Genomic DNA, 13,705 nt, shown 5'->3' with positions numbered 1-13,705 from the left:
TTTGCCCCGCATCGTAGCCCACCGATTGGCTCACTCCAGCGGCACTTTTGACACTTTGACTGTCGATAATCGCTTCCGACGGGCTGCGATGACGCTCCTGTTCAATTCGGGTACACTCTCGCAATCGGTCGTGCATCCGCACCCAGGTTCCATCTTTGCGCCACTGACGAAAGTAGGTGTATACGGTTTGCCATGCCGGAAAATCCCCTGGCAACCCTCGCCATCGCACTCCCTCCACCAAAACATAGAAAATGGCGTTCAGAACATCCCACATATCGACGCTACGAGGACGACCACCGAATTTCGGCTCGGGTATCAAGTCGTTGAGTAGTTCAAATTGGGCTTGAGACAAATTACTGGGGTAAGCTTTACTCATGACGCTCTCTCAGTGCTGTGTACGACATATTCGCAGCTTACACTGAGTGAGCTTTTTTACTCACTAAACGACTTTTAAAACACCCTCTAAAGACCCGACAACTGCCATTGGACAAGTGATTATCTAGTAAAGCAGCAATCTTTAAAGCGATCCGGCTATGATTTTGGGTTCCTCCACTCATGGCATAGACTTCGCCATTCATGATACTCGTGGCGACATAACTGCTGCTCTTCCCAAGCGAAATATTCAACGGGTGTTAACTTGGGTGAATGACTCGGAACTGCAATCATGATGCTATCCTCTGAGGATCTGGTCTAATTGTAACGCTGGACATCTAGTGGGGTATCTAACGGGTCATAGCGCGACGCACTGCTCATCATTTGTCTCTTTTGCGTGTAGCAGACTTTTGGGAGGATGCTGGCTGAGCAGTCATTTTGGTATAGAGTTCAAACAACTTCTCCAGCCGCTCCGTGTCGTTTTTGAAGCGGCGACCGATGTAGATGCGTTCGAGGATTTCGTCGTTGCGATCGTGGGCTTGCCGAACTCGCGGAAACTCGGTATCCATTCAGACCCTTTCAACCAGGGTTTTTGATCTGATGTTGTTGGTTGAGGAAGCCACTTCACTAGGATTGGAACAACGGGTCGCTAGTTTCTTATTCAGGAAATCCGACGAAAGAGGGATTGTTGCAATGAGCCAGGAAACGATCGCCGATCGCAAGCTACTCAGTCAACTTGCGGGTCAGGAGTGACTCAGTTGGATCGAGTCTCAGGGCGATCGCTCTTTCAAACTAGATCGACCCAAATTGCCAAGCTTGACAAGACTGTCTACCTACTCAGAGGAATAACAGCGAAGCAAAAAGCATTTTGCTCTGTCTGCTGTATTTGAATGGTGATGCCGCGATCGCTGATTAACACATATAAATCGCACATCGGATTAGTCAAATCATGGCGATTTTACCTACCAGCCCTCAAAACCTGTTCAGCCGTTAGTTTTAAATCTGGGAAGGTTGGAGAGACGATGCTCTGATCACCCCGAAGTTGCTGAATTTCATACTCATCATCCACCAGAATGCAGATCGACAATGTGGACTGTTTAGGTTTGCCAATGTGTCGAACCCCACCCAGAGCGGCGTAGTCGGCAATCCAGTATTCGGGAATGCCTAAAACCGCATAGTCTTCGATCTTGCGGGCATAATCATTTTGCCAGTTGCTACTCACAACTTCCGCCACAAATTTAATCGAACTGCCCAATGTCAGGATCGACTGGTCAGACCAAAGCGGTTCTTTGGTAAGTTCATCTCGATCAACAACTGCAACATCAGGTCGAAAGGCTGTTATACCAATATTAGCAGGACGCAATAGTCCCCGCTGGAGGAGAAACCAAGGTAAGCCTGTTCTGTCGATCTGGACACAGATCTTTGCGGTAATGAAGGCTGCAACTTCTTCATGGGGGCCGGTTGGTTCCAAATCGAATACCTCTCCATCGATCAGTTCATAGCGGTTATCGCCACCATAACGGGCGAGAAACTCGTCAAAACTGAGTGGCTTTTGTTGTATTGATTGGTCAATCGCAATGGTCATAGGTCAACTTAGCCCGATCAATGCCTTCAGTCTACCAAACCGAAATCAATTCAAATTGCCAAGCTTGAAAAGGCTGTCTACCTACTAGGCAGCATGGGAGTCCGTCTGGCTATGCTATTTGCCGACTTGGGATATCAGGTGGTGCTGGGTTCAAGCGATCGCGATCGCGCCGCTCAAAAGTTAGGGATCGCAACCGTTGCAGTCCTGAGCGGCATCGCTCTGGTGATTAAACGGTAACCACAACGAATATGTAAAAAAACAAATGCTATTGCAAACCATTCAACATTGGACGTAACAACGGGGGCGATTTGGTACTTTGTGCATCATTACAATGCCTCACTTCGTGCTTAACCATTACTATTCATTACTACCTAAATTTCTACCACTAGCGATCGCTCTTTGACGATTTCAAGCCGTAAAGCCTATAAATCTCTACGACCAGCGATCGCCCTTTTGATGATATCAGCGCGTAGAGTCTATAAATCCCACCCACAATCTCTAAGCACAGCCCCGTTAGCTATCTGCAAATCGCAGGGAGCATAACGACTCCGTTCACCCGCCGCTAGTACCCTCTCGAACTCACCAACCAACTTAATGCGGTCGGTGTGCAACGGGATTGTTATACGGCGTTTATTAAACCCAATAACAGGTTTCTAATGCACCATCCGGCATGATCGTATTTTCAAAAACGGTTCCTTGATCATGACTTCTGGGGCTTACTTGAAAGGACTTAGCATTTCTGAGGTTGGCTTGAGTAAAGTCAACAAAGCTAAGTGTTGTATCAAACATTTCAGCTCCCATGAGGTTAGCGCCTCTGAGGTTAGCACGGTGGAAACTTGTATATGATAAGTTCGCTCCTTCTAAATTGCTTTTGCTTAAATCTGCATCGAGTAAACAAGCACCAGATAGATTTGCATTGCTTAGATTAGATTCTTTCAAATTGATGCCCGTGAGGTTCGCTTGCTCTAAATTAGCGCTCGAAAGATTAGCTCCAGAAAAGTCCCTCTCCCCATTAGCGTATCGCTTAAGCATTTCTTCTACTTGCATGAAATACAATTCTCTCACTTTGTATATTAGAGGATGTTTTAAAAGTCTTCCTGGGTGTATCCAACCACTCAGACCACCTAGAGACCGCTACGACAGAATCAGGGTTTATGGATTTTAGATTGCACCACTGAGTCGTATTTGAGGCTCAAGACGACCCTTTTAAAACATCCTCTTACTCAGAACAAGATCTTAACCTAGATAAAAGAGGCTGTATAACGACCAAGATAATCGGCAGCAGCTGGCTGTGGCAACTCTACTAAGACCTCTCAACCGTCCGCTTCATCGACTTGTTATGCAGCGACCACCATTAAAGAGCCACTCTCCATGCAACTAGAATAAGGCAACGATCACCAACGAAAATAATTGGATAGAAGGCGCAGTTTTCGTTGTTGTTATCCTCCAGATCGTAGCGTGTGATCTCATCACCTATCTGAGATTGTATCGCTCCAAGCCATGTTTTTAATGTTTCTTCCTCTTCCTCTTTCAAACGAAACGCTCTTTGCATATGAATTGCAAAGTCCAACGCATCCATTATTTGAGATGCCTTGCGCACATCCGCTTCAGTCCACCATTCGGGTAAGGAATAGTAAGGATAATCATCTGGATAGAGTTCTTGACAAAGTTGAACTAAGTCATCAATCGCTGCATACTCCTCTTCTTCTGCTTCTGTAATTTCCTTGCCAGGGAAAAGCGTAAAGCCTTCGGGAATTGCAAAGACACGAACATCAACTAAACCATAATTCTCCAGTCTTCGATGCTCTAATAGTTCATCCAAAGCAGTCTGCATCGATACATCAAAACCAAAGTTTTGAATCATATACGTTTCGCCAATCTGAACTGCGTCATGTTCATATGATCTAGCAGCTTCACCATGCTGACGAATTAAGTCCTCTAGTGCTTCAGCCTGCATAAATACAAAGAAGTAAGTGCTTCGATCAAGTCTTCCCAAATACTCTAGCTGCATAACGAATAAAGTTCAGCGGCGAGCGAAGCGAGTCCGCTGCAACGCCGGGTTAGGCACCATTGCCGAGACGTATGAGAAGAGCGTCATGCCAGGCGCAATACTCCTGTGGTGTTCGTTGCGTCCCAGAACTGTACCCCCGCAAGACGTCGTCCACGTGGTTAAATCCGAAGAGGCCTGCTAGTTCGTGGAGTCTCTCGGGTGATCGACCTGCTTCGTGAAGGCGAATGAAATCGTCGAGCAGGAGTTGCTGCCAGTTCACCGGGATGATGGCCGTAGCCCCGATTGGTGCTTCGGGGGAGAACCGTACGAACTGCTGAGAAGGAACGTGGTATGCCGCTATAGAGTCAAAGTTCGAGTCGTCCCAGAGTGGAACGAGAAGGCCCTGACCATAGACCTCCTGCTCGGCTTCAGAGAGCTGAAAGAACTCCTCCGGCACGCCAAAGTAGGATCGAAGGTCAGCGGGGAGGGGCTCACCCTGGACTAGAGCCTGCACGAAAGGGGGGAGTCCGATGTCGCAAGCAGTTTGAATAGCTAGGTTCCGAGTGATCTTCATTGGAATACTCCTCGTGGTGCCTAACGACCCCGTTCACCCGCCGCTAGTAACCTCTCGAACTCAACAAAAGATCTCAATACGGTCGGTGTGCAACGGGATTGTTAGATCTCTTTCAATCAACATTATTCAAATGTCATCAATTTATCTTTATCTGCGACCCAAATACTAGATACACCTTTATCAATTGCGTCATTGATATATTCCTGATTTAAGTCTTCAAAAATCTCAATTCTTTCTGGAACATCATTCCTCTGTACCTTCTCATTTTTAATAACCCCTAAAGGCATATAGATCTCAGTAAAGTACGGAGCTAGAAAACCCAACAGAAAATGTCGTTGGAGTTCGTACATATCATGATCAAATCCCCCATTCTTATTTCTATGACCATCTATATCAAGGAAGAGAAATCTTTTCTGATTGGGAGTATTGTCCTGAGCACTTTTGAGCAATCTGTGAATATGCCCAACACTATCCTCAAAACCTTCCTCTTCAAATACTGCATGATAGATCACAATTCCTTTTGACCGAAGTACTCCTTCCCAGTTTTTATCTGTTGAAACTTCGCAGAATTTGTCTATGTAAAGTGTTTCTGTAAGATTTTTGCGTCTCTTCTCAATCAAATCCCACCAATAATCCCTCATCTGCCGAATCGTCTTTCTCTTCTCTGGATTACCTCCATAAAGATCATGACAAGAAGAACACAAAGGAGCAGCATTATCTAGTTTGTATGCTCCACCCTCTGCTTGAGGAGTAATGTGGTGGATCTCCACAAAGGGCTTATGGCAGAGACAGCATCTAAATGCCGACTTATGTTTTGCGATCAGTTTTGTCTTTTCGCTAAAAGCCATAAAACTACGTTTTGAAAAACGATTTCATTATATTGGAGGTCTAACGGCTCAAATCAGCGGCGGCAGATAACCTTGAACTCAGCACCAGCAGCTTTCGTCCGTCCGCTGCCGTGACGTGTTAGCCCTCAGCAAGCACCTCATAGCTCAATACGCTCAAGTTCTTCACGAACAACTCTGCGTAACGTCTCCTCTAACGGTTCGTGACTTTGCTGAATATGCTGACGCAAAGCTTCGTTAATCATCGTTTGATAATTTCCTCCGCTTGCACGATGAGCTTGTTCACGAAACCATTCTAAAATCTCGTCATCTAACCGAATCGTGATCCGAGTTTTGCCTGCTGGTGTGGGGTCGATCGCCCCTCGCTTACCATGACTAAAATCGTATTCAGCTTCCATAATTACCCTTCTTCATACTGCTGTCGTTCTTGCCGAGTTGCTTTGCGGGCAGAGATGACCCGAATCTCGTCGTCCCGCATCGTGTAGACAACCACCAAAATCCTTCCAAATGCATCAACACCAATTGTGACAAACCGTTCTTCATCAAACCGCTCGTCTGGAATGGTAATTGCCAGATCATCGGAGAAAACAGATACTGCATCAGCAAAGTCGATACCATGCTTGCGAAGATTAGCTGTTGCCTTGTCTCTATTCCATTGGTAAGCCATCTAAATTATAGTATGCACATCCGTACATACTACCAGGAGCCAAACTCTATTACCTTGGTTTGTCTTGGATTGTCTAAAACGGCTGCTTTGGATTGATTTGAGAGCAATTTTGCTTTGCCACTAACAGATAAGCCTCATGCACAGTCCCAGCCGAGGACTTGAGGGCTAACGGTTGAGTTCACCTGCTCTGGGTAGTTTCAGCTCACCACAGATCACTTTACCAAGTCAGGTGCAACGATTTGTTATGACTATTCGTTAGATCTCCCCATACGCACCGCCGCCGCATATTACCGTTGTTGTAATGGAGATCGCATCGCTAAGCTCTCCGCATCCAATATAGAGGAATGCAGAGTAACAATGATTTTTTGCTAAATATTTAATGGATATTTGCGAAAAAAATATGTGGATTTAGGGGGCGATCGCTCTACCTAAATTCTTCAAGATCAGCGGGATCAAAAATGATAATTCCATCTATTTTATCTGCATCTTGAGAACCATAACCCTTTCTATCAGGAACTTCAAAAGCAGAAAGACTAATACCTTCTGGCTTGATAATTCTCCAGGAGATATAAGGGTTATAGCTGTCGCCATAGGCTTCACGCACCTCTTTTAATGTACTGCCTAACCCAATCCCCTTGTTAGTTTTGCCTGAAAAAACGCAGCCCGAACCTCGCTTCACGCATCCTATACCTATAGATCGCAATTTGAGAGATTCTTTAGCTATTCCATCACTGGCAAAAGAGCGAAAACCAAATGTCAGACCGATTTGTTTATATTCCAAACCCAGGTCTGTGAATTTCTGCACGGAATTTTGGCTGGAAATTTCCCCAACACCGCCGTTGATTTCTATAAACTTTTTACCTACAATGCGCTGTACTTCCGCATAAGTTGTCGCTTTAAGCTGCACTTGCCCCAGTCCTTGCCCCACAATAATTGGCTGATTGGCGTAGGCGGGGTTGCTATCGACCCACCACCAAATTCCGCCGATAATTAGCAAAACACCAATCACCACAAAAACAATGTAGTTCACAGTCATTGATCGCTTGCGCCTACCCATCTCATTTCCTTGGCACTTAAATTAATCATACCCAACTTAGAGGATGTTTTAAAAGTCATTCAGGGTGTGTTTCACCACCCTAGCTACTTAGAAGCTAATACGAGAGAATCAGGGTTACAGGGTTTGCGATCGCGCCTCTGAGTTGTATTTGAGGCTAAAGCCTACCCTTTTAAAACGTCCTCTTAGTACTCTTGGGGGTGGTTGCTGGGGCATAACGTTTCTGGTCAGCGGTTGTTAGGAACTTTGCAGCCCAACCAATCGGCTTGGGTCAATCCGCTGCACCAGAATTGTTCGACTGCGAGCATTAGGCAATTCAATTATTTGTGCCCTCCACAGTTATTCACTACCATTTACTGACCTTAGCTTGAGCCATTGCTCTTTTGTTATTGGTGCAATATCTCCGATGTTACTCAGTAACATTTGGCGGTTTTCTTCAGTAAGACTAGTTGATTGTTGAACTGATGCAATTAAGTCAAGCCTATCTTCAAGTGTTTCAACGCTGATGAAAGATAATACGGCTTCACCAAAGCAGTACATTGCCATTGAAGCAAGACCAAGAGCAAGATCACCAGCAGGAGGATTAACCTTATCACCGTTGTGAATATAGCCATGACGCAACTTCATGACAAGATCAATTCTGTCATGACTGGTTGAATCTAAAGGAAGTAAAGACCTCAAACGTTGTGTCAGTTTTGAGAAATTAGTTGTACCAGAAAACAGCATTTCAAGGCTTGTTACAGCTTGAGTCAGTCTTTGCTCAGGTGTGGAAGAATGATGTGCATCATATAGGTGCAATGCTGCACGAACTAACCTTTGCTGAGCCGATGAGCGTTTGCAGTTTTTCATCGTTGCGATGAACTGCTCTTCACCGTAAATTGACCAAGCTCTATTATTAGTAGTTGGTAAGTCACTTCCCTGTTCAAGAGACGAGATCAATTGCTGTATTGAAAGTGTGTCTGGATTAATGCGAAGCCAACGAGCACTATAAACTCGCTGCTGTGCCACTACCTGTCCAGTTGCACCATCCAACCACGAATATGGAATAAGACCAATAGTGGGAGTACGATCGAGTCCTGATACATCCATAAAGCCATCTATTGACAAAGAACCATGACTTCTTGCAATAGTGAGCATTGCAGCAATTTCTCTCGCCCTGGATAAAGCTGAATCAGTAACCTCTGTCAATTTCTTTGGATTTTTGTTTCGCCGAACCACAATAAATGAATTGGGAACAGGCTGTTGAATAAGATTCCCAAATGGTATAGAAGACATATCTAGGATTTCTCGCCAAGGGCGAGTGCCCATCATTGCTTCAATTCCAATACGAGAAGATTCATCACTGTGTGAATTTTCTAGAAACACTCCTGTATTAGCGGGTGCAATCGTTGCATCGCCAAAAAGCATTTTCTCTGAAGTCCAGGTGTCATCAGTTAACGCTAGCCCATAGAGACCAATGAAGAACCACCAAGAGTCCTTTACAGACATTAAATTATGGGAAAAGTTATTGCAGCCTACATACTACATTCTATGGTTTTAGCATCTGTGGTGTAAGTTTATATGTTCAAACTTCTGCTTATATAAAGATGAACTTAAGATAAGAGATGCCCACTAGTAGCCTTGGGCGTAAGTTCAGCTACTCTTTGGTTGGACAGTTCTATCGCCTGAGCGTCCATCAAGAACGGTAGGTGTATTTCTGCCCTCACGTACTAGCTAATTCTCGACTTGTTGCCCTACTGAGGAACCAGCAGTCGAACGTTGCCCATCACCCGCCGCAGACAACCTTTATGATATAACCGACAACTTTCGGCGGTCGGTGTGCATGGGCGTTGTTAGCTGCGCCTCTATCTGTGAGTAACTATTGCTTGGTGCTTACTTAAAGTCTGTGGGCGCTGAGTTTCATGCCTCAACTCAACCTAGACGATCAGCGATCACCAGCTCAAGACAAACGATTACTCAACGACAAACGCAGGCTTAATTTGGGTGAGACAACTGCTGTTGGGCGGTTGCTTCGGGTTAGCCAAAAAGTCGGCGGCAATTTGAGTCACACAAGCTTCCGCAGGCATACCCCGCGGCGCAAATAACGACCCATGCCCGACACCGGGGAAGGTGTAAACATAGGCGGTTTTTAAGTTCTTTGCCACGGCTTCCCCATAGGGCTGGGGCGTGACCGGGTCGTAAGAGCCATTCAACACCAGGGTGGGAATCTCCGGATTTTCGTAGACAAAGGGTGGTTTCAGCTCGACCTGGAGAACGTCACAGGCTTTCGTCACCGCTTCGGCTTCGCGGATGCCCACGGGAATGAGTTGCGGATAGGGCGGCGGCAGCACCTGGGAGGGCGTAACTTGAATCGATTTCGCCCTGACACAGAGGACAGTGTGATACATCTCCCTCGCCTCGGTAGGTTCCAGATTCGCTGAAAGTTTTTCTGCAATCCAACCAAAGTTGCCCTGGCTCGCTGCCTGGATGAACTTGGGTAGAGAAGTACCACGGGCACTTTCACCGGAATAGGGTCGGGCTAAATAAGATTCGATACCAATGATAAAGGCATTGCCATCGAGTTGGGTCACGAATGTTTTTTTGCTGGAGGGAATGGTCAGGGTCAGGGGAACCGGTTTCTGGTTGAGTTGATCGACGATCGCCAGAAATTTCTGCTCCAGGTTGGGATAGGCCTGGTTGCATGGTTGATCTTGGGCGCAGGCATGAAACAGATTTCGCAAGGCATAGCTAATGGTGTGGCCCGATGCCAGATTAAAATCAATATCCGGTCGGACCACGCCATCCAGGATCACGCTGCGCAGTTTCGCCTTGTGCTTGTCCGCCTGGGCGATGACATATTGCCCCAACAACGTGCCGTAGGAAACGCCATAGTAATTAAATTGCGGGTAGCCTAAGGTCTCTGCCACAAAGTAAATATCAGCCGCATTTTCGCGGGTATTAAAGGCGTTGGGATTAATCCCCTGCTGCTTGAGGCGATCGTTACACACCTTGATCCAGCCTGGATCAGTGTACGCTTTCTCCCCTTTCGCCACGGCAATATAGTGAGCATTGATCTCTGGACAGGACAGGTTAGGTTTGGAATACCGTGTCCCCCGCTCCTCTACGAAGATCAAATCGCGGCTCTTTAACAAAGCCTGGAGTTCGGGAAATACCGGCAAGGCTCCATCGGCGATGTCGTGGATGCTTGATCCGCCAGGACCACCCTGTTCGACAAAGAGGGGATCGGCAGCAGGCGTTTTGCCGGTGCTGCGAGTGCGCACGACCGCCAGTTGGATAGTGCGTCCCTGGGGTTGGGCGTGCTGTTCGGGGACGGTGACGTAGCCACAATCCGCCTGGGCAGCAACGGCGGCAGGCACGTTAAAGGTTTTGCAGTCAACGGTTTTCCAGGCTGGACCAAATTTGGCACGATTAGGGGTCGCGCCATTAACGGCACTGCTGCTGGCGATGATAACCGCGATCGTGAGCAGGGTGAATGAGCAGAAATGAGTCAGTCGTCGGTTCATGAGGGATTTTCTTTGATCGGGACTCAAAAAAGTAATTCTTCATAAGATGCTAGAGATACCCTGGACTCTAGCTAGTATTTAGATGGCTGGCTTTGGACAAGCCTGCTTGTACGATGAACTCAATTAAATTATTAATAGTATCCTAAAAATGATTCTGTAGCGAAGTCCTGAACACATACTCTTCATCAAATAAATACTCCAGAATAGACTTGCCTCTAGAAATAACCATAGAAAAGTTTAATGTTCATCAGGCGAGAAAAGCCCGATCGACTTAGCTAAGTTAATCATCTCAACTGTATCGTCTGGCGTGATTGGTCGGATCATTGCAAACTCCGTGCGTGTAAAAGAAACAATATTACAACAGTATCTTGAACACCAACGAGTAAGTTTCAAACTACTGCCACAACCCGTAACCGAAGCCAGCTAACGCTCCTGCTGAGCGCCTGCAAACAGCCTTTGTAACACAACCAAGATCTTTTGCTAGTCCGCTCCAGCAGGGTTGTTAGACCGCAAGGATTGAGCTTTAATTTTGAAAACTCATGGCACTAACGCCGAAAAATTAAAGACTGATCAATCTGACAAATCTTTTTCTTGAGCTTACCAGAACGGCTGTGGTTCAAAATGATGATATAAGCTTGAGTAGGAAACTGCAAATCTGTAACGAGCAAGTTGATTAACTTTTGAGCTGCATCCGAACTTTCAAGCAAACCTTGTTTACGAAAAATACCTAGAACACAAAAACGTTCTTCAGGGAAGTATGCCACTACTTTCTCTACCAAATAAGCTTGTTTAACCTGCGGATGGGAAGCTAACTGCTGTTTCAGTTCATTTACCTCTGATACTTTCAGAGTGTGAGATTTAAATCTATCTTCATCACCACCCCTAGCTCTTTCCTGTTGTGCTTTTAGTAAAAGTTGATAATGTTCCTCTGCTCGTTTGCGATATCTCTGAGCCTCCTCGGTTTGACCTTGTCGCCAGAAAAAACCATAAACTAACTCACAGCCGTTTATAACCCAATCCATCCTTTGTGCTATGGCTTTTTCGACATAGGCAATGCCTGATTCATCAGCCTTTTGTAAAAAAAACCTTGCCCAATCGCATAGTTTGCTTCTGCATGATCTGGTTTAATTTTTAACACATCCTGCAAAAAAGGAAGTGCTGCTTCACCACCTTGCAGTTCCAATGTGTAATAGGCTCGTTCCCATGCTTCTTGTTCAGCTAGGGTCTGCATCTGGGCTTTTTTCTCTAAGAGGATGTTTTAAAAGTCATTCAGGGTGTGTTTCACCACCCTAGCTACTTAGAAGTTAATACGAGAGAATCAGGGTTACAGGGTTTGCGATCGCGCCTCTGAGTTGTATTTGAGGCTAAAGCCTACCCTTTTAAAACGTCCTCTAAGGGTAATCTTTGATAAAGCTTAAAAGTAGACTCTCGCTACATTTTCATCGAAAATCAGCGGTCTAACGTTTAATCTAACCGGGCGGCAGCAACTTTTGCAACCAAACAAATGTTCTATATTCCGTTCCGGTTCAGCGCAATGTTATGCTGCACTTGCTACCGGAATGAACAGGGGTTGAACAAAAACACTTTATGCTTCTGGATTGAAGGCGGCACCAGCGAAACGCCGATTAAAACCATCGCTTATTTTTCTACAAACTGCTCAGGCAAGCAAAACGAGGATATATCGGCAAAATCCTCCTATTCAGCCTCTTTAACTACATCGACTCAACCTTCTGGCGACTGTGCGGAATCGAATCGACGGTTTCGCGAATCGATTTATAGTTATCTGTTCCCTCGAAGCTAATCGGTTTATTATTTGTGAGAGCTTTTAGCCCGTAGAACAGATTCATGATGCCACACATCATCATTGCACCCCCGCGCAAAGTAAATAAGGATCTACCGATCCTACGAAAAATTGCTCGCAGGCTGAAAGCTGATCTCCACAAATCTCGGTGCGCTTGTAAAAGCTCTGCGGGGGTTCATTTTACTAGGCACAAATGTAACATTATAGCCATTGTAAAACTCCCACCCTAAATTCGAACGCAACCGATCTGCATCCATCATCTTCGAGTACGAACGTGTGCCTTTGAAGGGAGTAAGAATGCTCAGAAATGGCACATCGACACCAATTCCCTCCAGTTGGTTAGCCATGTCTCGGATGCTCTCCGGGGTATCTCCATCCAAACCGGAAATAAAACCAGCCATCACGCCAATCCCGCGATCGTGCAGTTTTTTAATTTTACTTTGATACTCTGCTACTTTGTTTTGACGTTTTCCCGCATCCTCCAAGGACTCCTTCCCAAATGACTCAATCCCGAAAAAAATTCCGATGCAACCAGAGTCGCGCATCAAATCTAACAGATCGTCATCCTTAGTGATGTCCATACTCGCTTGGGTCAACCACCACTTCCGCAGAGGTATCATCTGGCGCAGAAGTTCCTTGATATAAGGTCTATTTGCCGTCAGATTGTCATCCCAGAACCAGACGGTCTTTCGTTGCCACCACCACTTGAATTCGTTATAGCGGATATCGTTCAGAACCGCCTCAACAGGGCGAGTACGAAAGCCCGGATTCAGAACGGGAACAGTGCAGAAAGAGCAGGTAAAGGGACACCCTCTAGTGGCTTGGACAACCCGCCGAATGAAATATTGTGAGGGGAGAAGATCATACCGAGGAGTCGGTATATGGGTGAGGGGAATTGCTTCGCCAATGTATCGTGGCTGGAGAGTATCTTGTTCAATATCTTGGAAGATCTGCTCCCAGACTGACTCTCCTTCTCCAATAACAATGCTATCGACAAATCTTAGGGCTTCCTCTGGGGCAAAGGTCACATGAGGACCACCCGCGATCGTGATCTTGCTGCGTTTTCGGTATTCAGTTGCTAAACGGTACGCTTCTGGTGCAAAACCACTGAAGAAGGAGAGAACGATTACGTCCGCGTCGCTATCGAGGTTTACAGTCTCAACCTGCTGGTGAATAACTCGAACAGTATGTTTTGCTGGGGTCAGCGCAGCAAGATGAATACCAGTAAGCGGCGGAACAAAACTGAACCTCATGTCCATTTCGATACCGCTGAATGTAGACAATTATGATGTCGATTTTCATGGTTCGCTTCAC

16 protein-coding genes and 1 pseudogene are annotated in these 13,705 nt (G+C 46.0%); 3 read left to right on the top strand and 14 right to left on the bottom strand.

The window, feature by feature from the left end; genetic code table 11:
* Positions 1 to 376, bottom strand: a 376-nt coding sequence (locus DO97_RS20045) for an IS5 family transposase (protein ID WP_036537002.1), incomplete at its 3' end; no start/stop codon positions are given.
* A 376-nt stretch (positions 377 to 752) separates the two neighbouring features.
* A pseudogene (locus DO97_RS20035) lies at positions 753 to 941 on the bottom strand (type IIL restriction-modification enzyme MmeI); the annotation flags it as partial.
* A 31-nt stretch (positions 942 to 972) separates the two neighbouring features.
* Here DO97_RS20035 and DO97_RS24225 point away from each other — a divergent pair.
* A complete protein-coding gene (locus DO97_RS24225; protein WP_156120698.1) occupies positions 973 to 1,125 on the top strand; it encodes a hypothetical protein in 153 nt (50 codons plus the stop codon).
* A 205-nt stretch (positions 1,126 to 1,330) separates the two neighbouring features.
* Here the strand turns inward: DO97_RS24225 and DO97_RS20030 are convergent, their stop codons facing one another.
* Positions 1,331 to 1,957, bottom strand: a complete 627-nt coding sequence (locus DO97_RS20030; RefSeq protein ID WP_036536998.1) for a Uma2 family endonuclease — start codon at positions 1,955 to 1,957, stop codon at positions 1,331 to 1,333.
* 111 nt (positions 1,958 to 2,068) lie between these two features.
* Between DO97_RS20030 and DO97_RS27935 the strand changes: the two genes are divergently transcribed.
* Positions 2,069 to 2,194 carry a hypothetical protein gene (locus DO97_RS27935; protein WP_275575075.1) on the top strand — a complete coding sequence of 42 codons (126 nt, stop codon included), beginning with the start codon at positions 2,069 to 2,071 and terminating at the stop codon, positions 2,192 to 2,194.
* Positions 2,195 to 2,590: 396 nt separating this feature from the next.
* Here the strand turns inward: DO97_RS27935 and DO97_RS20025 are convergent, their stop codons facing one another.
* Positions 2,591 to 3,004: a pentapeptide repeat-containing protein gene (locus DO97_RS20025; RefSeq protein WP_036536997.1), complete on the bottom strand. Its 414-nt coding sequence runs from the start codon at positions 3,002 to 3,004 to the stop codon at positions 2,591 to 2,593.
* Positions 3,005 to 3,311: 307 nt separating this feature from the next.
* A complete protein-coding gene (locus DO97_RS20020; RefSeq protein WP_052128995.1) occupies positions 3,312 to 3,968 on the bottom strand; it encodes a hypothetical protein in 657 nt (218 codons plus the stop codon).
* Positions 3,969 to 4,182: 214 nt separating this feature from the next.
* Between DO97_RS20020 and DO97_RS24565 the strand changes: the two genes are divergently transcribed.
* The gene (locus DO97_RS24565) at positions 4,183 to 4,452 is read left to right on the top strand and encodes a hypothetical protein (RefSeq protein WP_162183040.1); all 270 of its coding nucleotides are present in this window, start codon (positions 4,183 to 4,185) and stop codon (positions 4,450 to 4,452) included.
* A gap of 191 nt (positions 4,453 to 4,643) precedes the next feature.
* On the opposite strand, the gene DO97_RS20010 is transcribed toward DO97_RS24565, so the two are convergent.
* The 9 genes from DO97_RS20010 to DO97_RS19975 form a co-directional block, all read right to left on the bottom strand.
* Positions 4,644 to 5,369 carry an HNH endonuclease gene (locus tag DO97_RS20010; protein WP_036536992.1) on the bottom strand — a complete coding sequence of 242 codons (726 nt, stop codon included), beginning with the start codon at positions 5,367 to 5,369 and terminating at the stop codon, positions 4,644 to 4,646.
* Between the two features lie 137 nt (positions 5,370 to 5,506).
* On the bottom strand, positions 5,507 to 5,764 hold the full coding sequence (locus DO97_RS20005; RefSeq protein WP_036536989.1) for a BrnA antitoxin family protein: 258 nt from the start codon (positions 5,762 to 5,764) through the stop codon (positions 5,507 to 5,509).
* Positions 5,765 to 5,766: 2 nt separating this feature from the next.
* Positions 5,767 to 6,033, bottom strand: a complete 267-nt coding sequence (locus tag DO97_RS20000; protein WP_036536976.1) for a BrnT family toxin — start codon at positions 6,031 to 6,033, stop codon at positions 5,767 to 5,769.
* Between the two features lie 424 nt (positions 6,034 to 6,457).
* Positions 6,458 to 7,063 (bottom strand): hypothetical protein, encoded by a 606-nt coding sequence (locus tag DO97_RS19995; RefSeq protein ID WP_156120696.1) that lies wholly within the window; start codon positions 7,061 to 7,063, stop codon positions 6,458 to 6,460.
* Positions 7,064 to 7,426: 363 nt separating this feature from the next.
* Positions 7,427 to 8,575, bottom strand: a complete 1,149-nt coding sequence (locus DO97_RS19990) for a hypothetical protein (protein ID WP_036536971.1) — start codon at positions 8,573 to 8,575, stop codon at positions 7,427 to 7,429.
* 464 nt (positions 8,576 to 9,039) lie between these two features.
* A complete protein-coding gene (locus DO97_RS19985; protein WP_036536969.1) occupies positions 9,040 to 10,590 on the bottom strand; it encodes an alpha/beta fold hydrolase in 1,551 nt (516 codons plus the stop codon).
* Positions 10,591 to 11,135: 545 nt separating this feature from the next.
* Entirely contained in the window at positions 11,136 to 11,612 is a 477-nt protein-coding gene (locus DO97_RS19980; protein ID WP_052128994.1) for a hypothetical protein, read from the bottom strand.
* Between the two features lie 8 nt (positions 11,613 to 11,620).
* Positions 11,621 to 11,821, bottom strand: a complete 201-nt coding sequence (locus DO97_RS21650) for a hypothetical protein (protein ID WP_052128993.1) — start codon at positions 11,819 to 11,821, stop codon at positions 11,621 to 11,623.
* Positions 11,822 to 12,492: 671 nt separating this feature from the next.
* Complete coding sequence (locus DO97_RS19975) at positions 12,493 to 13,674, bottom strand: B12-binding domain-containing radical SAM protein (protein WP_239651916.1); 1,182 nt, start codon at positions 13,672 to 13,674, stop codon at positions 12,493 to 12,495.
* Between the last annotated feature and the right edge of the window lie 31 nt (positions 13,675 to 13,705).

This window comes from Neosynechococcus sphagnicola sy1, from assembly GCF_000775285.1.
Classification (GTDB): Bacteria; Cyanobacteriota; Cyanobacteriia; order Neosynechococcales; family Neosynechococcaceae; genus Neosynechococcus; species Neosynechococcus sphagnicola.
The sequence above is the reverse complement of the archived record's forward strand: the minus strand, read 5'-3'. Positions and strand labels throughout refer to the sequence as shown.